Raw genomic sequence first — 24310 nt, 5'->3', positions numbered from 1 at the left:
TCTATATACTAAATACTGAATACTATTATGACTTTAGAAATATTAACTCCCGAACAAAAGATATTCAGCGGCGATGTGTACGGTGTACAGTTGCCCGGCATTGCTGGCTTATTTGAAGTGCTGGACAGGCATGCTCCCATGGTTAGTGCGTTAAAGGAAGGCCGGCTGAAGATCCTGAAGGATAAAACACAAACAGCTTCTTTCTCCATCAAGAGTGGATTTGTGGAAGTGCTGAATAACAAAACTACGGTGCTGGTAGAAGGAGCAGTGGAAGAGTAACCGTAAAAAACAGTTTCAAGGAATGCCCATCCGCCAGCTGGCGGATGGGCATTTTTAGTTGGGTTAATCCAGCTGCTTTTTTAACTGAACATACGCCCATGCAGTTAAAGGAAGGAGCAGCAACAGCAGCAGGGATAACCAGTTCCCGGTATACAAAAAAACAATAAAGCTCAGCAGCAATAAAAATACCGGGTAGATAATAAAAAGCAACCCCACAATTTTCGAATCAAAATGCCCCGGCTCTTTATTCATTTTATTGGCCAGCCATTTAACCATTGCATACAATGGAACGTGAACAAAGTACCCCGCAACAGCAGGGATCAGCAGGATGGCCTTCTTCCAAAAAGGCTGGTGAATGTAAAGTTTCTGCCTGAGCGTCGCCGGATCATGTGGCTTTATTTCATAAACATGCTTCCGGAGTTGGGATTGTAAGATGTCATTGAACTGCCGGATGGCAATGCCGTCGCTGTTCGTATAGTCAACCTGGTCTTTTGTGATCATATCGCCAAAGAACAATTTTACATTTTTCCCAAACCGCTTAAAAGAACTGTAATTGATGGCAACCGGCAACACTTCCAGTTCAATGCCCTCCATCCAGCTGCTGATGGCCAGCCGGGCCGTACCTTTTTTAAGCGGCCTTAAATGCCATTCATTGATGCACCTCCCTTCACTGAATATGAGAACAATGCCATTTTGCTTAAAGATATTTTTACACTGCTCGAAGGTCTTATAATTTTCTTCCAGGTTTTCCACGCCTTCACTCACCCGGTAAACAGGGAACATTTTGAACAGGTACAGTATCCGGGCAAAGATCTTCTTTTTGAATGCATCTCCCCGGGCAAGGGAGTAAACCGGTTTATCAAACAGGGTGCAGAGTATGATGGCATCCAGGAAGGAGTTGGGATGATTGACGGCAAGCAGCAAAGGCCCTTTGTGGTTTAAATATTCTTTGCGGTTAATGGCAATATCCCTGCAGTAAATGGGTAAGGCCAGTCTTGCAATGATTTTTACAAATGAATAAAGCAACAGTCAGTTAGTTTTTGAAAAGGGAGTAAAATATATATCTGGCATCCGGTCCGTTAGTTTAACTGTGGGTCGATCGGGTAATTGATCATGGCCCCGTAATCCCCGCCCAGTTGCTGAAGGCTCATTTTCCATATTTCGTCATGCTGAATATCAAAGACCAGGTTCTTGGTGGCAGAAACAGTAAGCCAGCTTTTCTCATTCAGTTCCCCAGACAGCTGGCCATCGCCCCAGCCACTATAGCCTACAAAGAACTTGATCCTCGAAGCATCTATGCTGTTGCTTTTAATGAGGGCGGTAAGCGATTCAAAATTCCCGCCCCAGTAAATATTGTTCCCTATCTTAACTGCGTCCGGGATGAGGTCGGGATATTGGTGTAAAAAATGCAGGGTATTCATCTGTACAGGCCCTCCATAATACACCGGGAAACTGAACCCTTCCAGGTCTGTTATTAATTCATCCAGGGTTTGTTCAATTTGTTTATTTAAGACAAGCCCGAAACTGCCTTCTTCCCGGTGTTCACACAATAATACGACCGTCCGTATGAAATTCGGGTCCTTTAAGAAAGGTTCTGCTATCAGTAATATGCCGGGTCCTGGCTCAATCATATTTCTAAAGTAATATTTAATCGGCAAAAAACAGTACAGGGTGGCGGGTTCATTCAATAATATTCTAAACCTTAGTTAAATTTAGTGTTTAAATAGTTTTCTGTATTTTACCGGTTTATACTGATTTACCTTTACAGGCAGATGAAGAAGATTTTTCCTATTATAACGGTGCTGATCCTGCTTTCGTTGCTGGGACTTATCTTTTTCCAGATATTATGGATACAAAGTGCTAAGGATATCAAGGATAAACAGGTGGAAGACAATATCGTTCAGGCGATCGCCTATGCATCAGGCATACTCACTCAGGAAAAGAGCAGCCTGATGCCTGCCATCAAAAAAAGCGATCTCCTTTTTCCCGGCGATAAACTCCAGATGCAGTATTTCAAACCCTCGGTCATTAAACGGTTTTCAAAGGATGAGATCGCTGATATCATCCGGATGGCATTTAATAAATATCACCTCCAGCACTACCCCTTCGAATATAATGTGCGGGTGAATGCCATTAACGGTGATATGGTTTACAGCAACGATTTCTTTAAATATTATGCCGATACAAACAACCTGCGCCATGTATTTGCACTGGAGCCACCGAGCGGAAGCAATTTTGAGAACCTGGTAAGCGAAGAACTGCTTTCGGTGATCGTACCCCACCAGCAATCACTTATCTGGAAAGAGATGATCTGGTTCATCCTGGGTGCGGTACTTTTCACCATCATCATCACAACCGCTTTCTTCATCACCATTCGGACATTGTTAAAGCAGAAAAAACTCAGCGAGATAAAATCTGATTTTATCAATAACATGACGCATGAGTTCAAGACACCGCTGGCCACCATATCCCTTGCGGTAGATGCCCTGAAAAACGAGAAAGTATCAGGCAACCCGGAAAAGACCAGGTATTTTACGGGCATCATCAAAGAAGAGAATAAGCGGATGAACAAGCAGGTGGAGACCATACTGCAGGCCGCTTTACTGGATAAACAGGAAGTGCAGCTGAAACTGAAAAGAATGGATGCCCATGATCTGATCGCCAGTGCTTTAAACAACATCCAGTTACAGGTGGAAGAAAAAAATGGCAGGCTGGAAGTGAATATGGAAGCTGAAAAAGACATCATACTGGCCGATGAGGTGCATTTTACGAACCTGATAAACAACCTGCTGGACAATGCCGTAAAGTATTCAAAAGAGAATCTCTGCATCAGGCTCAGCACAAAGAATGCAGGAAATTCCATAAAGATAAGGATCGAGGATAACGGGATCGGAATGACCAAAGAAACAGTGAACCGGATATTTGAGAAATTTTACCGGGCGCACACAGGCAATGTGCATAATGTAAAAGGCTTTGGCCTCGGATTGAGCTATGTTAAAAAAATGGTGGATGCACACCACGGAACGATCAAGGCAGAAAGTGTGCTGGGCAAAGGCAGCAGTTTCACGATTACGATCCCGCTTGCCAAATGACCATTCATCTTTTTGAGACCGGCACTACCCGTTTAAAACCACTCCATTCATTGCTTACAGCGCACTGTTTTATATCCTCTAAATTATTCTTTACTGCAAACTGCCGCATAACCTCTTCCCTCAGATCCGTGACCAATCCCAAACTCTTTTGTACCACGAAATCCAGGTAATGACTGCCGGATTCCGTTTACAGATTTTCAGAATCGTCTTCATCGCTTATTTAAAAGCGGAATTGTCTTTTGCGAAAAGAGGAAATGAGATCAGGCGTCTCATTCGCTGAAACAAATTGATCGGTACTGCCTGTTTGCAATAATTCAGCGTACTTGCCTGGTGCAATGAGTACAATTACTTTCATTCCCGGTTATATGCCTGGTTTACTGATCAAAGGTCTTTCCTGAATAGCCTGGTGGCGACATAATTATGGGCTTAACTCAGTTAATTAACAGTAATCCACAGTTTTCCACATCCAATTCACACCTTCATTTGGATTAATAGCCCCAAATCCACGCCCCCACAGTAAAGTACCATGTGGAAAAAAAACTTTATACCAAATTTGTTCGTGAAGTGGGAAAAAGTGTTATTTTGTGGAAATATCTGTTAAATAACGGGCTAATTAATTGAAAATGATAGGTTTTCTAGGTGAATATGAGGCAACTTTAGACGCCAAAGGGCGCTTCCTTTTACCGGCGGGCTTTAAAAAGCAGCTACCGGAAGAGGCATCCTCCCATTTCATCATAAACAGGGGCTTTGAAAAGTGCCTGACCCTGTATCCACAACAAAGCTGGGAACCTATTTTTTCCGAGATCAGCAATCTGAATGATTTTGACCCTAAGGTAAGGGAATTCAGACGGTACTTTTTAAACGGGGCAACGCAACTGGAACTGGATTCTGCCGGCAGGTTACTGCTGCCGAAGAACCTTGCCGAACATGCCGGGCTGGAAAAAGACATCGTACTGGTTTCGGCAGTTAACAAAATTGAGATCTGGGATAAAAGTAAGTATAAACAGTTCTTTGAAACTTTTACACCACAATCATTCAGCGACCTTGCTAATGAAGTGATGAACAGGAGGAATGATAAGTTGAATAGTTGATACGTATGGGTAATGCTGACAAAATACCATCTGTTGACTACTTGACGGATCAATCTGCCAAATATCACGTTCCTGTCCTGTTGAATGAATGCATGGAGGGATTGAACATTAAACCGGGTGGTATTTATGTGGATTGCACATTTGGCGGTGGCGGGCACAGCCAGGCTATTTTGCAAAAGCTGGATGCAACCGGGAAACTCATTGCCTTTGACCAGGATAAGGATGCATCCGGAAACCTCCCTAAAGACAGCCGGGTATTGTTCATTCCCCAAAACTTCAGGCATATTCAGCGCTTCCTGCGCCTGAATAAAATAACGGCAGTGGATGGTATATTGGCCGACCTGGGCGTTTCCAGCCACCAGTTTGATGAAGCAGCACGTGGGTTTTCGATCCGCTTTGATGCTGCACTGGATATGCGGATGGATCAACGCCAGCCAAAAACAGCCGCAGATGTTATCCGGGATTATTCCGAACAGCAACTGCATAAAATGTTTGAGCAATACGGCGAGGTGACCAATTCAAAAACACTTGCCAGAACGATTGTGGAACAGCGGTCGGTTTCCCCCGTCAGGACCATCAGTGAATTCAAGACGGCGGTGAAATCAATTGTAAAAGGGAATCCACAGAAATACTTTGCCCAGGTATTCCAGGCGTTGCGTATTGAAGTGAATGATGAACTGGGAGCATTGAAAGAAATGCTGCAGCAGTCGGTTTCTGTATTGCACAGCGGGGGCCGCATTGTGGTCATTACATTTCATTCACTGGAAGACCGGATCGTGAAGAATTTCTTCCGGCAGGGAACATTTGATGAAACAGGCACCGATGATGTATTTGGCCGGCGGGCCGAAAACCCCCTTAAGATCATTACCAAAAAACCGGTCACCGCATCGGATGCAGAATTAAAGCAAAACAGCCGTTCACGCAGCGCAAAGCTGCGGGTGGCCGAAAAAAAGTAAAAGTTTCAGACGGAATATTAAATCAAGCAGAACAGTTACTCAATGCCAGAAGATATTCAGCCAAAGGAAGTACCGGTAACCACGTCAAAAACTGACTGGAAGAAATTTTTAAGCCACAGGTGGGTGGTGAAAAATATCCCTTTCTTCCTGTTCCTGGCCATGCTGGCCGTGTTATACATCTACAATGGCCATTATGCTGATAAACTGACAAGAAAAATAAGTGTGACAGAAAAGCACATCAAGGAACTGCAGTATGAGTATAAGACGATCAAGAGTGAGGTTATTTTCAGAAGCAAGGCAAGCGAATTGATAAAGGCAGTGGAGCCGTTGGGTTTAAAAGAATTAATAACTCCCCCGTTTTTATTGGGGCAGCAATAGGATAACAATTTTAAATGCGCTGTCAGGCGCTTGTTCATTTGGATATAAAAAAAGACATACTCTGGAGAGTTTACCTCTGTTTTTTAGGGATGGTATTACTGGGCGCAGTAGTGGTGGGCAGGTCTTTCTATATCCAGCAGGTGGAAGGGGAGTACTGGAGAAATCTGGGTAACAACCTGCACTTAAAATACCTGCCCATTGATGCCGAACGTGGCACCATTTACAGCGAGGATGGGAACATGCTGAGTACATCGGTTCCGGTATTTGATGTTTATATTGATTTTGGAGCAGAAGGTTTACGGGAAAAGAACGGCATCCGGTTCCGGGATAATTTAGACTCACTGAGTAGTTGCCTGGCCGGACTCTTTAAAGACAAAACTCCTGCAGCGTACAAAAAACTATTACAGCTGGGCTTTAAAAACAAGGAACGGTACTATGGTCTTAAGAAAAAACTATCATTCTCTGAATACAAGGAACTCAGGGATTTTCCTTTGGTAAAACTGGGAAAGAACAAAAGCGGCTTCATCATTGAGGCAAAGGATAAACGCATTAATCCCTATGTACTCCTTGCCAACAGGACCATTGGACTTTCCAGGAACAATGCCTCCAATGTAGGGCTGGAGCAGAGTTACGACAGTTTGTTAAAAGGCAAGACCGGCCAGCAACTGGTAAGATATATGGCCGGGGCTTACATGCCGGTGGATGGAGGCGAACTGGAACCCGAAAACGGGAAAGACATCATCTCTACGCTGGATACCTACATCCAGGATGTTACCGAAAGTGCCCTGATGCGGATGATGGTGGGCAACAATTCACTGCATGGAACTGCCATTGTTATGGAAACCGCTACCGGTAAGATAAAGGCGATCGCCAACCTGGGAAAACAGAATGATGGTACGTATGCCGAAGACCTGAATTATGGAATTGGCAAAGCAACCGAACCGGGTTCCATCTTTAAACTGGCAACACTGATGAGCCTGCTGGAGGATAAATATGTAGATATACATTCCATTGTTGATTGCGAAGGCGGGCAGAAGAATTTTTATGGATTGCCGATCAGGGATTCTCACCTGGGTTCAGGTGTCATCACGGTAAAAGATGCATTTGAACGAAGCAGCAATGTGGCATTTGCAAAACTGGCAGATCAGTACTATCACGAACAGCCATCCAGGTTCATAGATCACCTGCACAAATTCAGGTTAGACCAGATGACCGGGGTGGATATAACCGCTTCATCCGGCAAACCCCTCATTAAAAAGGCAGGCAGTAAGAGCTGGAGCAAGACCACGATCCCTTTTATGGCCCATGGCTACGAGGAACTGGTAACACCACTTCATATGCTGATGCTGTATAACGCAGTTGCAGACAAGGGAAAAATGATGAAGCCATACCTGGTGAGTTCGGTCAGGGAGTACGGGGTGGAAGTAAAAACAATTCAGCCACAGGTATTGGTGGAAAAAATATGCAGCGACCAGACACTGAACCAGGTGAAAGAATGTTTACTGGCCGTGGTGTACGGGGAACACGGGACGGCGAGAAAAATAAAAGACAGCAGTTATCTTATTGCCGGCAAGACCGGTACTGCCGTAACTGCGATGAACAACAAGGGATACAACAAAGGGAATAAGATCTACCAGGCATCATTCATTGGATATTTTCCTGCCGGGCAGCCAAAATATACCATTGCCGTAGTGATTCAGAACAGCCGGGAATCAAGAATGGTTTATGGCGCCGATGTTTCCGGAACCGTATTTAAGGAGATAAGCGACCGCATTTACGGAAGTTACCTCAGTACAAAAAGATATACTGCTGTTTCCGGAACCGACAGTACGCAATACAATTATTACGGGGCAAAAAATGAATTCGGTTCCCTCTTTGGTTACCTGAACATGCCATTCACCGACTCTGCAAATACAGGTTACTGGAGGGTTTTAAAGCTACGCAGCAATACCGGCATCTTGAATACAAAACCCGGTTCCGGGGTAACCGGCTCCTCCATTCCGGATGTAGTTGGTATGGGGCTGAAAGATGCTGTGTACCTGTTGGAGAATATGGGACTGAAAGTTACAGCCACCGGCCGGGGAAAAGTGATCGACCAGTCATTGGCTGCCGGAACAATTACGAATAAAGCGCAAACCATTTCATTGATACTGAATTGATACTGAATTGATACTGCAAGACATACTATATAAGGTTTCAATCCGCTCTGCAACAGGTGATACGGCTGTAGAGGTGAACAGTCTTGTCATTGATTCACGCATTGCTTCCACCGGTTGTTGCTTCATCGCATTAAAAGGAACAAAGACAGACGGGCAGGTTTATATAGATGCCGCCCTTGAAAAGGGAGCAGTGGCGATCGTTTGTGAATCACTTCCCGGGAAAACGGCAGAAGGGATAACCTACATACAGGTAGAGAATGCTGCAGAGGCTGCCGGTTATATGAGTCATAATTTTTACGGAGAGCCTTCCCTAAAATTAAAATTGATCGGGGTAACAGGTACCAATGGAAAAACAACCATTGCCACCTTGTTGTGGAAACTGTTTACTGCACTGGGGTATAAGTGTGGCCTGGTAAGCACCGTGCAGAACCAGGTTGGTGATAAAGTGATCAGTGCAACACATACAACTCCCGATGCGGTCAGCATTAATGCATTGCTCAGGCAAATGGCAGATGCAGGCTGTGCCTTTGTGTTCATGGAATGCAGCAGTCATGCCATTCACCAGGACCGCATTACCGGTTTGCAGTTTGCAGGCGCCCTGTTCACCAATATCACCCACGACCACCTGGATTATCATAAAACATTTGATGAGTATATCCGGGTAAAGAAATCATGGTTCGATAAACTGCCTTCATCTGCTTTTGCCATCAGCAATGCCGATGATAAAAGAGGGGCTGTGATGCTGCAGAATACGGATGCGAAGAAATATTTCTACAGCCTCAAAACGATGGCTGATTTCAAAGGAAAGATCCTCGACAACAGCCTGGAAGGGCTGCACATGACGGTAAATGATAAAGAAGTGTACTTCCGGCTCATTGGGGAATTCAATGCATATAACCTGCTGGCGGTTTATGGTGCAGCGGTTTGCCTGGGGGAAGATAGGGATAACGTCTTGCAGACCCTAAGCAGCCTGGATGGGGCAGAAGGGAGATTCGATTACCGCATCAGCAGGAATGAGAAGGTCACCGGCATTGTTGACTATGCCCATACCCCCGATGCATTGCTGAACGTACTGGCAACCATAAAAAAACTCCGCCGGGGAAATGAAAAGATCATTACGGTAGTTGGATGTGGCGGCGACCGGGATAAAACAAAACGGCCGGTAATGGCTGAAGTGGCCTGTGAGTACAGCGACAAAGTGATCTTCACATCCGATAATCCACGAAGCGAAGATCCCCTGGAGATCCTGAAGGACATGGAAACAGGACTGAATGCAGTTACAAAAAAAAAAGCCATTTCAATAGCCGACCGCAGGGAGGCTATCAAAACTGCGGTAAACCTGGCCGGTAAAGAAGATATTGTTCTGGTGGCGGGAAAAGGACATGAGAAGTACCAGGATATAAAAGGAGTGAAGTACGATTTTGACGACAAGAAGGTGCTGAATGAAATGTTTGAACTGTTAGAGAAGTAAAACAGTTTGAAGTTGGTAAACTATAAACTTCAAACTACAAACTGAATTTATGTTGTATCACTTATTTGACTGGCTGAAATCCGAAGGGTACCGCTTCATTGGAAGTGAACTCTACCGGTTCCTTAGTATCCGGGTGATGCTGGCCATGATATTAAGTCTCGTGATCACAACCGTGTATGGTAAAAAGCTGATCCGGTACCTGCAAAGAAAACAGCTGGGCGAATCCGTAAGAGACCTTGGCCTGGCAGGTGAACAGCAGAAGAAAGGAACGCCGACCATGGGTGGTATAATCATCCTGCTGGCGATCCTGATCCCAACCATCCTGCTGGCAAATCTTGATAAAGTGTATATCCGGCTGATGATATTATGTACCGTCTGGTTGGGTACCATTGGTTTCATTGATGACTACCTGAAAATACGTGCCAAACGGATCGCACAGGCAAAAGGGATCCCATACAAAAAGAGTGACAGCGATGGACTGGCAGGACGGTTCAAGATATTCGGCCAGGTGATGCTTGGGATAATCGTAGGGGCTACGCTTTATTTCACACCAAGCGTTGTGGTGGAAAGAGAGATCTACAATCCCAATGTTCAGTATGTAAAGGATTCTGTGTTACGCCGCGGCGAACAGTTGATGAGTGATTCATTCCATATTATCAACATCGATGGCAGGGAGCACATTTTTGCCATTGTAAAAACGCCGATCACCACCATTCCGTTTGTAAAAAATCATGAATTCAATTATACAAAGCTTTTGCCCAAAAGCTGGGAAAAATATGCTTATATCCTTTACATCATCATTGTGATTTTTATTGTAACGGCGGTAAGTAACGGCGCCAATATCACCGATGGACTCGATGGGCTTGCCACAGGGGTGAGTGCCGTGGTAGGCATTGCCCTGGGCATCTTTGCCTATGTTAGCGGCAATATAAAATTTGCCGAGTACCTCAACATCATGTATATCCCCAACCTCGGTGAACTGTCCATCTTCATTGCCGCATTTGTGGGGGCATGTATTGGCTTCTTATGGTATAATGCTTACCCGGCACAGGTGTTCATGGGGGATACCGGAAGCCTGGCATTGGGCGGCATCATCGCCGCACTGGCAATTATCGTACGCAAGGAATTGCTGATACCTTTTTTCTGCTTCGTGTTCCTGGTGGAGAATTTAAGTGTGATGATACAGGTTGGCTATTTCAAATACACGAAGCGAAAGTACGGCGAGGGCAGGCGGGTGTTCTTAATGAGCCCGCTGCATCACCATTACCAGAAACTGGGATACCACGAGAGCAAGATAGCAGTGCGGTTCTGGATCGTAACCATATTAAGTGTGCTGATGGCCATTGTGACGCTGAAGCTGAGATAAAGAGTTTATTGAAAAACCAACGGAGATCTGAAAAGACCAAATTTCAAGTTTTTCAAATTGACCAGTATCCAAAAACAGGAAAACCTGATGTACCCGACCGGCAACAACCCGTTAAGTTCTATCCATTGAAAAACCAATTAATCCGTCATTTTAAAAGTGACGGGTTCTGAAAATGAAAAAAAGATTTGTCATACTCGGTGCAGGTGAAAGCGGCGTTGGCGCAGCATTGCTGGCGATGCAAAAGGGGTATGACGTGTTTGTAAGTGACGGCGGGGAGATAAAAGACAATTACAAGATGGAATTAAAAGCAGGCCATATTGATTTTGAAGAACGGCAGCATACTGCTGAAAAGATATTCAATGCCGATGAAGTGATGAAGAGCCCCGGCATCCCGGAAAAGAATGAACTGGTGAAACAGATCCGGGCCAGGGCATCCCCATCATCAGCGAAATTGAATTTGCATACCGCTATAAAGGGAACAGCAGGATCATTGCCATTACCGGCAGCAATGGTAAAACAACCACTACGGCATTGACCTACCACATATGTAAAACGGGCGGCGCCGACTGTGCCCTGGTGGGTAACGTGGGTTATTCGTTTGCAAAACAGGTGGCAGAGGATCCCAAGCCGCTTTACGTGGCAGAGATCAGTTCATTTCAGCTGGATGATATCAAGACATTCCGGCCCGATGTGGCCGTGCTTACCAACATCACCGAAGACCACCTCGACCGCTATGAGTACAAAATTGAGAATTATATAAGCAGCAAGTACCGCATCGCATTGAACCAGCAACCGGAAGACATATTTATTTATAACCTCGATGATGAGGTAACCGCGAAAACGATCAGCAACTATTCCATTAAATCAACACTAGCCCCAATTACCATGAGTAAACAACTGCCACAAGGTGCTTACCTGCTCAATGCAAAAATGCACCTGAAATGGAAAAACGAAGAGATGCAGATGAGTATAGAAGACTTTGCCCTGAAAGGAAAGCACAATCACTATAACAGTATGGCCGCCAGCCTGGCCGCCACCGCTGTTGATATCCGCAAGGAAAAGATACGGGAGGCCCTCCAGACCTTTGAAACCCTGGAGCACAGGATGGAAACGGTTGCCACCATTAAGAATGTTGAATTCATCAACGACAGCAAGGCCACGAATGTGAACAGCACCTGGTATGCTCTGGAGAGTATGGAGAAACCCGTGGTATTGATATTGGGCGGTGTGGATAAGGGAAATGATTATGCATTGCTTAAAGAACTGGTCAAAGAAAAAGTCAGGGCGATCGTTTGTATGGGAACCGATAACCGCAAGATCCACGAGGCATTTTCAGATGTCGTTCCCCTGATCGTGAATACGGATAATGCAAAAGATGCGGTACAGTCGGCATTTCATTTTGCCAGCAAAGGGGATGTGGTGTTGTTAAGCCCGGCCTGTGCCAGTTTTGATCTTTTCAAAAATTACGAGGACAGGGGTAACCAGTTTAAAAAAGCAGTTAAGGAGTTATAGCCCCTATCCCCTAAAGGGGGAAGGAGCGAAGATGGAAGCGAAGAGGAATAGAAATTATAAACTGAATGTAAGATTCTAAAAAAATAAACATAGATAATCTCCCTTAGGGGATAGGGGAATGGCAGAACAAGTGAACATACGGTCTTTCTTTACACCCAACATCAGTAATATGGGTGGCAATTTGGTTAACAAGACCAAAGGAGACCGTGTTATATGGGGTATTGTGATCATCCTCACACTGGTGAGTCTCCTGGTCGTGTACAGCAGTACCGGTTCATTGGCCTATAAATACAGTAAGAGTACCGAAAGCTACCTGTTCAAGCAGTTTGGCTTTATCATTCTGGGCGTACTCATTATTTATTTTGCACACCGGGTGAATTATACCATCTACTCACGGGTCGCATCTGTACTGTTCGTGGCTTCCGTATTCTTACTGATCTATACATATTTCTTCGGTGTAAAACTGAATGAAGGAACCCGGTGGATCAAACTCCCGGTGATCAATATGACCTTCCAGACATCTGATATGGCAAAACTTGCCCTGTTCATGTACCTGAGCAGGCAGTTGAGCCGAAAACAGAATGTGATCAAGGATTTTAAAAAGGGGTTTCTGCCCATCATCATACCGGTAGGCATCATTTGCCTGCTGATCGCCCCCTCCAATCTTTCAACATCCCTGCTGATCGCCGGTACCAGTATCATGCTGATGTTCATTGGCAGGGTGCGTACAAAACACCTTTTGGTAACGATCGGTATTACACTGATACCCGTTGTTATTTTATTCTCGGTTGCGGTAAGTACCTACGATAAAAAAGAACAACGGGCTAAAGACCTTCCGGCTGTTTTCACAGTAGGCCGTGTACCAACATGGATCGGCCGTATCCAGACTTTTATGTACAGCAAGAAGGAAGACGTGAATGAAAAGCAATACCAGATAAACCAGGCAAAGATCGCCATAGCTACCGGAAGCTGGAATGGGGTAGGACCCGGTAACAGCAAAGCCCGCAATTTTTTACCGCATTCGTACAGCGATTTCATTTTTGCCATCATACTGGAAGAGTATGGTTTCCTGGGAGGCACATTCATTGTGTTTATTTACCTGTTGTTCCTGTACCGTTGTATCAGGCTTTACCGTAAGTGCCCCTATGCATTCGGCGCTTTCCTGGCGCTGGCGCTGAGTTTTATGCTGGTGATACAGGCAATAGCCAACATGGGTGTTAACGTGAATATTTTTCCGAATACGGGTGTTACGTTGCCGCTGATAAGTATGGGAGGAAGCAGTTTTTTATTCACCTGTTTATCCATCGGTATCATTTTAAGTGTGGCAAGAAACGTGGAGCAGTTAGAGGGAAAAGAAGCCACCTCCGCCCCCTAAAGGGGGAACTACGGGGAAGATTGTTGCGAAGAATTAAAAAATGAATTTGAACTGTTATAGAAAATGAATGATGATAAAAACCAAAAAGTTGCAAAAGTTCCCCCTTTAGGGGGCGGAGGGGGCAAGATAATCATAGCAGGAGGCGGAACGGGTGGACACATTTTCCCGGCAATTGCCATTGCAAATGCCATTTTAAAACAGGAACCGAAAACGGAAATATTATTTGCAGGTGCCAAGGGGAAAATGGAAATGGAAAAAGTACCACAGGCAGGTTTTAAGATTGAAGGATTGGATATAGCCGGTTTTAACAGGAGTTCTTTGATAAAGAATATCGGTTTACCGTTTAAACTGGTCAAAAGTTTTATACAGGTAAGACGCATATTTAAAAAATTCCGGCCAACAGCCGTAATTGGTGTTGGCGGGTATTCCAGTTTCCCGGTGCTGCGGTTTGCACAGGCGCAGGGAATTGCCTCATTCATTCACGAGAGTAATTCTTTTGCCGGCAAAAGCAATATCATGCTGGGTAAAAAAGCAACCCGGGTTTTTGTGGCCAGCGATGGGATGGAAAGATTTTTCCCGGCAAACAAGATCCAGGTTACCGGTAACCCGGTAAGATCGGCTATTTCAAAGGCGGCAGTGACCCGGGAAGAGGGGATAAGATTTTTCGGGCTTGACCCGGTGAAAAAAACAGTGCTTTCGATCGGCGGGAGCCTGGGTGCAAAAAGCATCAATGAAGCATTGGATAAGGACCTGGACGCATTTGAAAAGAACGGCCTGCAGTTGATATGGCAAACAGGTAAACCTTATGCGGCAAAGGCCAGAGAAAGGGCAGCCGGCAGGAAGAATATCTGGGCCGGTGATTTCATCAACCAGATGGAATATGCCTATGCTGCTGCCGACCTGGTGATAAGCCGGAGTGGCGCCATGGCCATTGCTGAATTATGTGTGATGAGAAAGGCCGTGATATTCGTTCCGTTTCCATACGCAGCAGAAGATCACCAGACCGTGAATGCACAAAGTTTAGTTAATAAAAATGCCGGCATAATGATAAAAGACAGTGAGGCGTTAGAACGGTTGGTTCCGGCGGTAACCGCTTTAGCGATGGATGAACGTGAACAGCAGGAATTGAAGAGCAATATAGGAAAACTGGGTATCACCAATGCCGATGAGATAATTGCTGCAGAAATTTTGAAACGGATTTAATATATGGAAGAGGGAAAAAATATAAAAGAGCCAACGTTCCCCCTTGAGGGGGCGGAGGGGGTAAAGCAAATATATTTTCTGGGGATCGGGGGCATCGGGATGAGTGCATTGGCCAGGTACTTTAATTCGAAGGGTGTTTTGGTAAGCGGATATGATAAAACGGAAACGGAATTGACGAAGCAGCTGGTGAAAGAAGGGATACGGGTTCATTTTAAAGATGACATTGCGTTCATTGACAAGGAAGCAGACCTGGTGGTGTACACACCGGCGATCCCGAAGGACCATAAAGAGCTGAATTATTTCTTACAGAATGATTACAGCGTGGTGAAACGCAGCGATGTGCTGGGCATCATCACCAACGGTTCTTTTAATATCTGCGTGGCGGGTACACATGGTAAAACCACCACCAGCACCATGGTTGCACACATATTGCGGCATAGTGGTTATGGGTGTAATGCTTTCCTGGGAGGAATTGCGGTGAACTATAACAGTAACTTCTGGGCCGATGAAAAAAATGTTTGCGTGGTGGAAGCTGATGAATACGACCGGAGTTTTCTGAAGTTGAGCCCGGACGTGGCCATCATCAGTTCCATGGATCCTGACCACCTGGACATTTACGGCACTGCAGCGCAGATGGAGCAGGCATTCATTGACTTCTCGGCCAGAATAAAACCAGGTGGCTTGTTGCTGAGCAAGTATGGATTGAAAAGAAATGCGGACCTGCAAGCAGGTGTCCACCTGACCTATCACCTGCAGGATGAAAATGCCGATGTGCATGCAGCGGCTATAACAATGCACAACGGAAGCTACCGGTTTGATGTAGTGATAAAGGATAGAAGAATAAAAGAGGTGGTTTTGAATATGGGAGGCATGCACAATGTGGAGAATGTGACGGCAGCCATTGCCGTTGCTGATCATTTAAAGATCGGGGAAGACAGGATAAAAGCCGCAGTGGCAGATTTCAGGGGAGTGAAGCGGCGGTTTGAATATATCGTGAAGCATGAAGAACAGGTGATGGTGGATGACTATGCACACCACCCGGAAGAATTGAGGGCATTGATAAGCGGTGCAAAGAAATTATTCCCGGGTAAGAAGTGCACGGTGGTTTTTCAGCCACATCTCTACAGCCGCACCCGGGACCTGGCTGATGGGTTTGCTGAAAGTCTTGACCTGGCAGACGAAGTGATCCTGCTGCCCATTTACCCGGCAAGGGAATTACCGGTGGAAGGGGTTAACAGCGAAATGATATTGAACAGGATGAAGACCGGTAATAAACGGGTATTGCAAAAGAATGAACTGGCAGCGTGGTTAAAGAATAATAAAACAGCATTATTGATAACAGCCGGTGCAGGCGACATCGACACACTGGTTGAACCATTAAAAAAAATAATAGAAAGCCGTATTGGAAAATAGAAAACGATACAGTATTAAAGGCATCCTGATCGCAACCGCATGGATATTGCTGGGTACCGGCTCTGTTGTGCTGCTGGTGGCAGCAATGCAGAAAAAGGATTCGGCTCATTGCAGGGCAATAGAGATAAGCATAACGGGTGCAGACAATAACCTTTTTGTGGATGAGGCTGATATCCTGCATTCCATAAAAAACATTGAGCAGGGAGACCCGGTTGGGAAATCCATTGGTTCTTTCAACCTGAAAAAACTGGAATCCGAACTGGAAAAGAATATCTGGGTGAAGGCGGCTGAATTGTTCTTTGATAACAACGAGGTACTCCGGGTGAATGTACAGGAGCGGGAACCGGTAGCAAGGGTATTCACAGTTGGCGGCAATACCTTTTATATTGATCATGAACTGGCGATGCTGCCGCTGAGTGAAAAATTTTCAGCCCGGTTACCGGTGTTCACCAATTTTCCTTCTGATACAAAAGTGTTGTCAAAAGCCGATAGCAGCCTGTTGGCCGCCATAAAGGATATCAGCCTTGCCATACAAAAGGATTCTTTCCGCATGGCATTGATCGACCAGGTGGATATAACCCCCGCCAGGGAATTTGAAATGATACCGAAGATCGGAAACCAGCTCATTGTTTTTGGGAATGGCAGCGACGCAGAAGAAAAACTCAGCAAGCTGCAGTTATTATATAAAGAAGTAATGGTAAAGGCCGGCTGGAATAACTACAGTGTGATCAATGTACAATATAAGAACCAGGTAGTGGCAAAGAAAAGAGGGGCGGAAGATATAGCAGCAGATTCGCTGCGGACCCTGCAGATCATGCAGTCGATCGCAGAGCGGGCAAAACAACAGGCAAATGATTCTTTACAAATTATACAGCAGGACAATGAACGCAATACCGTTGACAGCAGTATGGTTCAGCAATCCATAGAGCGGGAAGAGTCTGCACAACCATCCAATACTTTTGAAGAACCGAAACCACAAGATGACCCGGTCAAACCGCCTGTTTCAAATACAGGTGCTGTATCTACAGCGAAGACCCCGGTAAAACAAAATGCGAAACCTGCCTCAGGGCCGGCGACGCCAAAACCAGTTAAACGGGAACCAAAAGCCGTAATGCAAAAAAACAATGAGTATTAATAACAGTTCATAGTAAATAGGTCATGGCAAATGGCTCATAGTTCATAGCAGAACCCTCAGCCATTTAGCAGCTACTATGAACTATCAACTATGAACCATTAACAACACAAATACAAACACAAAACATACAATTATGAATCAGGAAAACCCCATCATCGTAGGTCTGGATATAGGCACCACCAAGATAGCCGCCATTGCCGGACGTAAAAATGAATATGGCAAGCTGGAGATACTTGGCTTTGGCCGTGCCAACAGTAATGGTGTTCAGCACGGTATGGTGCTGAATATTGATCAAACCATTAAAGCCATCGAAATGGCGCTGAAGAACTGTTACGACTCCAACCCCAACCTGGAGATCAGTGAAGTATATGTTGGCATAGCAGGGCACCATATAAAAAGTTTGCAGACGAGGGGGGATATCGTGCGTCAGTCCATTGAAGAAGAGATCCGGCAGGAAGAGATTGACCGGCTGGTTGCAGACCAGTACCGTACATATATTCCGGCCGGGGACCAGATCATTGATGTGATCCCGCAGGAGTTCACGGTAGATAATTTTCAGAACATTCCGAATCCCATTGGATACAGTGGTGTAAAAGTGGGTGCCAATTTCCACATCATCACCGGGGATAAGAATGCCATACGCAATATCAACCGAAGCGTGGAAAAAGCAGGCCTGCGTACCAAAGACCTGGTGCTCCAGCCACTGGCCTCTGCTGCGGCAGTAATGTGCGACCAGGACCTGGAAGCCGGTGTTGCCATCGTGGATATCGGTGGCGGAACAACCGACCTGGCCGTTTTTTATGAAGGCATATTAAAACATACAGCGGTGATCCCTTTTGGGGGCGAGAACATCACCAATGATATAAAAACGGGCCTGGGGGTTTTAAAAACACAGGCGGAGCAGATGAAGATCCAGTTTGGCAGTGCATTGAGTGATGAAGCAAAATCAAATGCCTTTATCACCATACCCGGTTTGCGTGGCATGCCGGCAAAGGAAATATCGGTGAAGAACCTGGCAGGCATCATACAGGCACGCATGAGTGAGATCATGGATTTTGTTACCTATCACTTAAAGCAGGTGGGACTGGATACCCGTTTGCTGAATGGCGGTGTGATACTCACCGGTGGCGGTTCTCAACTGAAACACCTGATTCAGCTGACCGAATATGTTACCGGTTTGAATGCACGGATCGGTTATCCCAATGAACACCTGGCCGGCGGGCATATTGAGGAACTGGCCAAGCCCATGTACAGTACCTGCATCGGTCTTATACTGAAAGGATACAACGATTATGAAAACAAGAACAAGCAGTTTGAAGAGCAGTTCAGGAAGATCGATGTGCCCGGCTCACTGCAGCAGCAGCCTGTTGATGAAACACTGGATGTGGAGAATGCAGCAGGCCCGGTAAAAGTGAAGCAGCGTAAATCGCTGAAAACATTTATGGATGGTTTCAAGAACGGGCTGATCGATCTTTTTAAGGAAGAGGAGGATGCAAAACTTTAACAGCCTCACCCCAACCCCTCTCCAAAGGAGAGGGAACCGGAAGACGGGAATGAAGATTGAAGCGAAGATTGTGTCTTGCATTATTGATGAATAAGGACGCAGGGATGATGTGGAAGATTTAATGTTAAAACAAAAAAATATTAACCCATTAACAAAGTACAGTACCTATTCTCCCTATCAGAAACAGGTACTGTGTAAATTTTAACTGCTCTTTAAAATTCCCCCTTGGGGGATTTAGGGGGCCAAACAAACAACTATGATACATTTTGATTTGCCTAAAGAACAATCCTCCATCATCAAGGTCATTGGTGTTGGCGGCGGCGGAAGCAATGCGGTCAACTACATGTTTTCGCAACAAATTGAAGGCGTAAATTTTATTATATGCAATACCGATGCCCAGGCCATAGCGCTGAGTAAAGTGCCCAATAAGATACAATTAGGGCCACACCTTACCCAGGGATTGGGGGCAGGTGCCAACCCGGCGATCGGTCGCCAGGCAACGGAAGAAAGCCTCGAAGAAATAAAACGCATCCTGGAAGTGAATACCAAGATGGCTTTTATCACCGCTGGTATGGGGGGCGGTACAGGTACCGGCGGAGCTCCCATCCTTGCAAAGATCTGTAAGGACCTGGGTATACTTACGGTGGGAATAGTCACTACCCCATTTGCTTATGAAGGGAAGAAGCGGATCGCCCAGGCAGAAGAAGGAGTAATGCTGCTGAAGAACCATGTGGATACGTTGCTGGTGATAAGCAATGATAAACTGCGTCACCAGTTCGGTAATCTAAAAATGAAGGAAGCATTTGCCAAGGCCGATAATGTACTGGCTACCGCAGCAAAATGCATTACCGATGTGATCAACAGCACGGGCCAGATCAACGTTGACTTTGCCGATGTGTGCACCGTTATGAGCAATGGAGGTGTGGCCATCCTGGGAAGTGCTGCTGCGGGCGGGGATGACAGGGCGCAATCAGCCATTGAGCAGGCCATCAATTCACCACTGCTGAATGACAACGACATCCGTGGTGCCAAATGGATACTGATCAATATCAATTCTGCCGAGGGCGAACACGAGTTTACCATGGATGAAGTGGAAGTGATACAGAATTATTTGCTGAGCCAGGCGGGAGATGATACCGATGTGATACTGGGCATGGGCTATGATAACAGCCTGGGAGAAAAGATCGGCATTACCCTGATCGCAACCGGTTTTGAACATAAGGACCCCTTTGAGAAAAAACCAGAATCAAAAAAGGAAGAAAATAAGGACGAGAAGATCGTAATGACACTGGAGATGCCGGCCAAAGGAAGTGCAGCACCTGCAGAGAAAGCGGCCAAGGTACTGGAACAGCCTACGCTTCAGTTTGATGAGAAAGAAGAGGAAAAAGCAATTGCCGAGATCACGGAGTTGCCTGCCATGAAGGATGATGTAGCAGACATGATGCCCACCTTAAAAGAAACGGACGAAGTGATCGTGCTGAACGTGGAACTACCGCGTAAAAATACTGTGGACAAAATGGATGCAGCTCCGGAGTTTTTTGAAATATCTTCGGCATCCGATCAGGTTCCTGTAATAGAATTTGATATCCCGAGTCCAGCACCCCCCGAAAAGCCAACTGCTGAAGCAAAAATCCAGAAGAACATTCCCGTAGTTAATAAAGACGCTAGCAATTCTCCCTCGTCAGGAGGATACCTGGCTAAACCTGCACAGATCTATGTGGAGGAGCAGCCAAAACCAGAATCCAATCCGTCTGAGGAGCTACCGCAGGTGCAAACGAGAGAACAGGAAGACGAACCTGTGATCGAAATGCAGCTGGTGGTTAAATCCCATCAAGCGGCGGAGGAGGAGCAACATGTACAACAAACTCAGCCCATCAGGATGTCTGATGTTGAGGAGCCTGCCATGCAGGACGAAGCAGAAGACCTTAGGCGCCGGGCCATGGAGCGGATTGCAAAACTGCGTAACTTGTCGTTCAACATTAACGCAGCCGACCCTAACAATGAGTTTGAAACGGTGCCTGCTTACCTTCGCCGCAATATGGAACTCCATAATTCCATTGCAGATGTAGAAAGTTTTTACAGTAATTACACCGTTAAGTCAGACGATAATAACCAGGCAGAGATCAGCACCATCAACAGTTTTTTAGACGGGAAGAAACCCGATTGATATTATGATTCCGCCCAGGATCAGATCCTGGCGGAACCAAAAGACGTTTGTGTTTGTATTCTAAGTAAAATGCCCCGCTTGAAAGAGCGGGGCTGATTTTTAAAAAACTTTGCTGGTTTATGGGCTTTGATGGGGAGGTACCCCTGTGCTTTAAGAGGGCGATCAGTTTAGTACAGCCACTCCAACTTCTGCCAGCCATTTATTTACCGAATCGGTAATCACTATGGATGGTTTTTTTGCCGGTTCTTTAGGTTTGTGCTGCAGTTCCAGTTCAGCCCAAAGCTGCTTCCTGGCTGCCGGGTCATCTATGCTGGCTATGTTACAGGCTTTTTCAAAATCGGTATGCATACCATAACCGGTTACCAGGTTGGCTGCTTCACCAAGTTCAGGAATGGTCATGATCTTTTTAACGAAATAGTAGGTTTTGCCTTCTATCAGTTTTGTGTGTACAGTGTATACATGTTTCATAATTCTTGTTTTAGAGGTGTAGTTGTTTTCTCGTTTCTGTTTTACCGGTATATACACCCACAGGATGATATACGCTTTTCAATAAAGAGTGGTTTTTAACCCGGAGGTTTAAAGGAAGTGGATATTAGTTGCCGGGTGATGTTGAATTGATGACCCGGTAACATACCGTGCAATTCAAAGGATATTAAACAAAACAGCTTTTGAGATAAAACAATGAATACAAAATGATCGTTCAGAGGATAGGTACGGAATGGGAACTTGAGTGTAAGACGATGTAAAGCTATGATTCGCTGCTTATAATAGCTACCACAGGCCGGGATATTTATTCACATTAAGATTTTCCCCTGTTGTAAATGCTTAGTTAGTAATAATCTATTTTTATTTAACATACCCCAGGTGATCATTCCTTCTTTGAATCGGTAATATTTTTACCCCTTCTCTCTTCATTCAACATGAACATATATGAGGTAAGGGGGATATCTGCCAGCTTTATTTTTTATCGGTGGTCACCATCAGCAACTGGTCATCCCGGTCTTTTCCTTCGTATTCATAAACGGCAATGATATTTTTCATGGCAGGCCGGGGAAGGTTTCCACATGGCCACTTCCTTTATTTTAATACAGGTTATTTTAAAAAGGCGACTTACCTGTTCTTTGCAGTGTCTGCTTTAGGAGTTGTAGTTCCTGGTGTAATGGTTGCCTGGGGTGGCTTGCTGTTAAGCGGTGAACCAACCGGTATATCGCAACGGTGACCGGGTTGTCCGTGTGGTGGGTTCATACCGGGGGCCGTTGCCTGTGCTGTAGGTGTTATAGTAGGTGCTGCAGCAGGTGTTGTGCTGATGTTTGCAGCAGGGTTTGTTGGTTGTGGTTTGCTGTTGAGCGGCGAACCAACGGGAATATCACAACGGTGGCCGGGTTGACCATGGGCCGGGTTCATGCCGGCAGCAGATGTTTGCGCACTGGGTTGTGTATTGATGGTTACGGGTTGCGTGGCAGGTATGGTTATATTGTTACCCGGTGTAACGGGTTGCGTTGTTACCGGGGCTGGGCCATTTACAACAGGTGCTGCAGGCTGAGTGATCACGGGCTGGGTTACGGGCAGGGTATCGGAATTTTGTGCAGGTTTTCCTTCCGTGGCAGCCTTCATCAATTCCTTATCAACGGCATCTTCTTTATTACTGCCCCCGCAGGAAGCAAGTACTGAACTGAAGATAATTACGGCTGTGTATAATGTAACTTTCATGATTTTCAATTTACGAACCTGCAAAATACGCCAGATTCATGGAAATACAATGAGTTGAAAAAGCAGGGATTTATATCCTCATCCCGCCTTTTTGAGGTTCATGTAATGCTCCCGCTGTTTCTTATCCAGTTTTTCTATAGAATAGCGCAGCAGGGTACGGGGCATGGTAGCAGTATATTTGTCCAAAAAACCTTTCAGTTCCTGTTTATCCTTATCACCGGCAAAACGGAGCATCCAGCCGGTGGCTTTATGGACCAGGTCCTCTTCATCGTTGACGAGGATCTCTGCAATTTTAAATGTATCGCCTGTTTCGCCCTGCCGGATAAAGTAGCAGGTGCTGAGAATAGCTGTACGGCGTTCCCATATATTTTTTGAACGGGTAAGTTTGTACAGAACAGCGTGGGATCTGTCAAAGAGAAAAGATCCCGTCATGTGTAAACAACCCAGGTCAACCAGGTCCCAGTTATTCACCCGGTCGTGGCGGCGCAAATACAGTTTGTACATTTCTTCCAGGCGCCCGGCAGCAATTTTCTTATTCCTCGATTCCTTGTCCATGATGCTGATGGCGCCGGCCCTCGCTTCGTGGATCGGACTCTCCATCAATTTCTCCAGTTCTTTCACCGGCATGCCGGCAAACTCCTTGGCCAGTGCAAACAGGCTTCCCATCTTCACGCCCATGAATATATCACCGGCGCCGTATTCTCCCTCACCCGATTTAAAGTAGCGCTGTATCTTTTTCAATTCCGCATCCGATTGCAGCGCTTTCAGGCGTTCCATGAAATTTTTTGCAGTAAGCGGGGTCTTTGGTTTAATAGCTTTTGCCATTGTTTGCGGATTGATTTACTGTTTAACAAACCTGATATCCGGCATGCTGAGGAAATAATTGGGGAGACAGGTCAGGACCTTGTCACTTACAATTGTAAGATCAATTCCCTTAAAACTTACCTGTTCAAGCGAAGGGTTAAGGGAAAGGGAAAAATGGTTGTTATCATTTGCTTTGTCCTTTACCAACGTGGCAATGTCAGGGTAAAGCATATGCTGCACATAAATGGTATCGCAATGCGGAAGGTCAATATGAACTTCTCCGTTATCATTGGTACATACTTCCTGCCTGTTGCCACCGGTAGTGAAAATACAGCGGATATTTTTCAGTAAATAGTTATTGGGGTGGCTGAATACCAGGGTATATCCTTTTGCCTGCTTACGCTGCCCGGTGATACTGAAATCCTTCCCGGGTTCTTTGTCGCTTTTGAGTTTTAGCATTTCTCCTTCCACTGTAAAACTTCCACTGGCGCTACGGTCCACCGCTCCATAAGAAAAGAAGAACCGGAACTTTCCTTCTGCTGAAAAATTAAAACCGGAAGCCATTTCGGTCCTCCGGAAATAATATTCACCCTGTATGGTTGTTTGAGACATGGCATGTACGTTTATGATAAAAAATAAAAGAGAGAAGATCTTTTTCATAAAGTAAATTAAGAAAATAAAAAACCCCGGCACTG

At 45.5% G+C, this 24310-nt stretch carries 20 protein-coding genes and 1 pseudogene; 15 read left to right on the top strand and 6 right to left on the bottom strand.

What is annotated here, in order from left to right; all coding sequences use genetic code 11:
- Positions 1–27: 27 nt before the first annotated feature.
- Positions 28–279 (top strand): ATP synthase F1 subunit epsilon, encoded by a 252-nt coding sequence (gene atpC, locus IPJ02_06870; GenBank protein MBK7375268.1) that lies wholly within the window; start codon positions 28–30, stop codon positions 277–279.
- Positions 280–342: 63 nt separating this feature from the next.
- Here the strand turns inward: atpC and IPJ02_06865 are convergent, their stop codons facing one another.
- Positions 343–1305, bottom strand: a complete 963-nt coding sequence (locus IPJ02_06865) for a 1-acyl-sn-glycerol-3-phosphate acyltransferase (protein ID MBK7375267.1) — start codon at positions 1303–1305, stop codon at positions 343–345.
- A 53-nt stretch (positions 1306–1358) separates the two neighbouring features.
- Entirely contained in the window at positions 1359–1910 is a 552-nt protein-coding gene (locus tag IPJ02_06860) for a YqgE/AlgH family protein (GenBank protein ID MBK7375266.1), read from the bottom strand.
- Between the two features lie 141 nt (positions 1911–2051).
- On the opposite strand from IPJ02_06860, the gene IPJ02_06855 reads away from it, so the two are divergent.
- From IPJ02_06855 to ftsZ, 14 genes and pseudogenes are all read left to right on the top strand, one after another.
- Positions 2052–3371, top strand: coding sequence for a HAMP domain-containing histidine kinase (locus IPJ02_06855; protein ID MBK7375265.1), 1320 nt, complete (start codon positions 2052–2054; stop codon positions 3369–3371).
- A gap of 623 nt (positions 3372–3994) precedes the next feature.
- Positions 3995–4462, top strand: a complete 468-nt coding sequence (gene mraZ, locus IPJ02_06850; protein MBK7375264.1) for a division/cell wall cluster transcriptional repressor MraZ — start codon at positions 3995–3997, stop codon at positions 4460–4462.
- Between the two features lie 5 nt (positions 4463–4467).
- Positions 4468–5418 (top strand): 16S rRNA (cytosine(1402)-N(4))-methyltransferase RsmH, encoded by a 951-nt coding sequence (gene rsmH / locus IPJ02_06845; protein MBK7375263.1) that lies wholly within the window; start codon positions 4468–4470, stop codon positions 5416–5418.
- A gap of 42 nt (positions 5419–5460) precedes the next feature.
- Positions 5461–5796 (top strand): hypothetical protein, encoded by a 336-nt coding sequence (locus IPJ02_06840; GenBank protein MBK7375262.1) that lies wholly within the window; start codon positions 5461–5463, stop codon positions 5794–5796.
- A 38-nt stretch (positions 5797–5834) separates the two neighbouring features.
- Complete coding sequence (locus IPJ02_06835; protein MBK7375261.1) at positions 5835–7955, top strand: transpeptidase family protein; 2121 nt, start codon at positions 5835–5837, stop codon at positions 7953–7955.
- 7 nt (positions 7956–7962) lie between these two features.
- The gene (locus IPJ02_06830) at positions 7963–9426 is read left to right on the top strand and encodes a UDP-N-acetylmuramoyl-L-alanyl-D-glutamate--2,6-diaminopimelate ligase (protein ID MBK7375260.1); all 1464 of its coding nucleotides are present in this window, start codon (positions 7963–7965) and stop codon (positions 9424–9426) included.
- A gap of 49 nt (positions 9427–9475) precedes the next feature.
- Positions 9476–10792 carry a phospho-N-acetylmuramoyl-pentapeptide-transferase gene (locus tag IPJ02_06825; protein ID MBK7375259.1) on the top strand — a complete coding sequence of 439 codons (1317 nt, stop codon included), beginning with the start codon at positions 9476–9478 and terminating at the stop codon, positions 10790–10792.
- Positions 10793–10964: 172 nt separating this feature from the next.
- Positions 10965–12304: pseudogene (gene murD, locus IPJ02_06820) on the top strand (UDP-N-acetylmuramoyl-L-alanine--D-glutamate ligase).
- Between the two features lie 169 nt (positions 12305–12473).
- Positions 12474–13679, top strand: a complete 1206-nt coding sequence (locus IPJ02_06815) for an FtsW/RodA/SpoVE family cell cycle protein (GenBank protein MBK7375258.1) — start codon at positions 12474–12476, stop codon at positions 13677–13679.
- Between the two features lie 63 nt (positions 13680–13742).
- On the top strand, positions 13743–14882 hold the full coding sequence (gene murG / locus IPJ02_06810; protein ID MBK7375257.1) for an undecaprenyldiphospho-muramoylpentapeptide beta-N-acetylglucosaminyltransferase: 1140 nt from the start codon (positions 13743–13745) through the stop codon (positions 14880–14882).
- A 3-nt stretch (positions 14883–14885) separates the two neighbouring features.
- The gene (locus IPJ02_06805) at positions 14886–16295 is read left to right on the top strand and encodes a UDP-N-acetylmuramate--L-alanine ligase (GenBank protein ID MBK7375256.1); all 1410 of its coding nucleotides are present in this window, start codon (positions 14886–14888) and stop codon (positions 16293–16295) included.
- Positions 16285–17430, top strand: a complete 1146-nt coding sequence (locus IPJ02_06800; GenBank protein MBK7375255.1) for a hypothetical protein — start codon at positions 16285–16287, stop codon at positions 17428–17430. The genes IPJ02_06805 and IPJ02_06800 overlap by 11 nt, the downstream gene beginning before the upstream one ends.
- Positions 17431–17563: 133 nt before the next feature.
- Positions 17564–18934: a cell division protein FtsA gene (gene ftsA / locus IPJ02_06795; protein ID MBK7375254.1), complete on the top strand. Its 1371-nt coding sequence runs from the start codon at positions 17564–17566 to the stop codon at positions 18932–18934.
- Positions 18935–19190: 256 nt separating this feature from the next.
- Entirely contained in the window at positions 19191–21101 is a 1911-nt protein-coding gene (gene ftsZ / locus IPJ02_06790) for a cell division protein FtsZ (protein MBK7375253.1), read from the top strand.
- A gap of 162 nt (positions 21102–21263) precedes the next feature.
- Here the strand turns inward: ftsZ and IPJ02_06785 are convergent, their stop codons facing one another.
- From IPJ02_06785 to IPJ02_06770, 4 genes are all read right to left on the bottom strand, one after another.
- The gene (locus tag IPJ02_06785) at positions 21264–21569 is read right to left on the bottom strand and encodes a hypothetical protein (GenBank protein MBK7375252.1); all 306 of its coding nucleotides are present in this window, start codon (positions 21567–21569) and stop codon (positions 21264–21266) included.
- Between the two features lie 642 nt (positions 21570–22211).
- Positions 22212–22811 (bottom strand): hypothetical protein, encoded by a 600-nt coding sequence (locus IPJ02_06780; protein MBK7375251.1) that lies wholly within the window; start codon positions 22809–22811, stop codon positions 22212–22214.
- Between the two features lie 78 nt (positions 22812–22889).
- On the bottom strand, positions 22890–23636 hold the full coding sequence (locus tag IPJ02_06775) for a DNA alkylation repair protein (protein MBK7375250.1): 747 nt from the start codon (positions 23634–23636) through the stop codon (positions 22890–22892).
- A 15-nt stretch (positions 23637–23651) separates the two neighbouring features.
- A complete protein-coding gene (locus IPJ02_06770; GenBank protein ID MBK7375249.1) occupies positions 23652–24275 on the bottom strand; it encodes a hypothetical protein in 624 nt (207 codons plus the stop codon).
- Between the last annotated feature and the right edge of the window lie 35 nt (positions 24276–24310).

The organism is Chitinophagaceae bacterium (genome assembly GCA_016710165.1).
Taxonomy (GTDB): domain Bacteria; phylum Bacteroidota; class Bacteroidia; order Chitinophagales; family Chitinophagaceae; genus Ferruginibacter.
This window is presented reverse-complemented; position numbering and strand designations above follow the sequence as displayed.

Bases quoted from the DNA above. Each gene is read 5' to 3' on its own strand.
- IPJ02_06860 (MBK7375266.1), bottom strand. From the start codon at position 1,910: ATGATTGAGCCAGGACCCGGCATATTACTGATAGCAGAACCTTTCTTA.
- IPJ02_06785 (MBK7375252.1), bottom strand. From the start codon at position 21,569: ATGAAACATGTATACACTGTACACACAAAACTGATAGAAGGCAAAACC.
- IPJ02_06825 (MBK7375259.1), top strand. From the start codon at position 9,476: ATGTTGTATCACTTATTTGACTGGCTGAAATCCGAAGGGTACCGCTTC.
- ftsA (MBK7375254.1), top strand. From the start codon at position 17,564: ATGAATCAGGAAAACCCCATCATCGTAGGTCTGGATATAGGCACCACC.
- atpC (MBK7375268.1), top strand. From the start codon at position 28: ATGACTTTAGAAATATTAACTCCCGAACAAAAGATATTCAGCGGCGAT.
- IPJ02_06815 (MBK7375258.1), top strand. From the start codon at position 12,474: ATGGGTGGCAATTTGGTTAACAAGACCAAAGGAGACCGTGTTATATGG.
- IPJ02_06770 (MBK7375249.1), bottom strand. From the start codon at position 24,275: ATGAAAAAGATCTTCTCTCTTTTATTTTTTATCATAAACGTACATGCC.
- IPJ02_06855 (MBK7375265.1), top strand. From the start codon at position 2,052: ATGAAGAAGATTTTTCCTATTATAACGGTGCTGATCCTGCTTTCGTTG.
- IPJ02_06775 (MBK7375250.1), bottom strand. From the start codon at position 23,636: ATGGCAAAAGCTATTAAACCAAAGACCCCGCTTACTGCAAAAAATTTC.
- murG (MBK7375257.1), top strand. From the start codon at position 13,743: ATGAATGATGATAAAAACCAAAAAGTTGCAAAAGTTCCCCCTTTAGGG.
- mraZ (MBK7375264.1), top strand. From the start codon at position 3,995: ATGATAGGTTTTCTAGGTGAATATGAGGCAACTTTAGACGCCAAAGGG.
- IPJ02_06805 (MBK7375256.1), top strand. From the start codon at position 14,886: ATGGAAGAGGGAAAAAATATAAAAGAGCCAACGTTCCCCCTTGAGGGG.
- IPJ02_06780 (MBK7375251.1), bottom strand. From the start codon at position 22,811: ATGAAAGTTACATTATACACAGCCGTAATTATCTTCAGTTCAGTACTT.
- IPJ02_06840 (MBK7375262.1), top strand. From the start codon at position 5,461: ATGCCAGAAGATATTCAGCCAAAGGAAGTACCGGTAACCACGTCAAAA.
- ftsZ (MBK7375253.1), top strand. From the start codon at position 19,191: ATGATACATTTTGATTTGCCTAAAGAACAATCCTCCATCATCAAGGTC.
- rsmH (MBK7375263.1), top strand. From the start codon at position 4,468: ATGGGTAATGCTGACAAAATACCATCTGTTGACTACTTGACGGATCAA.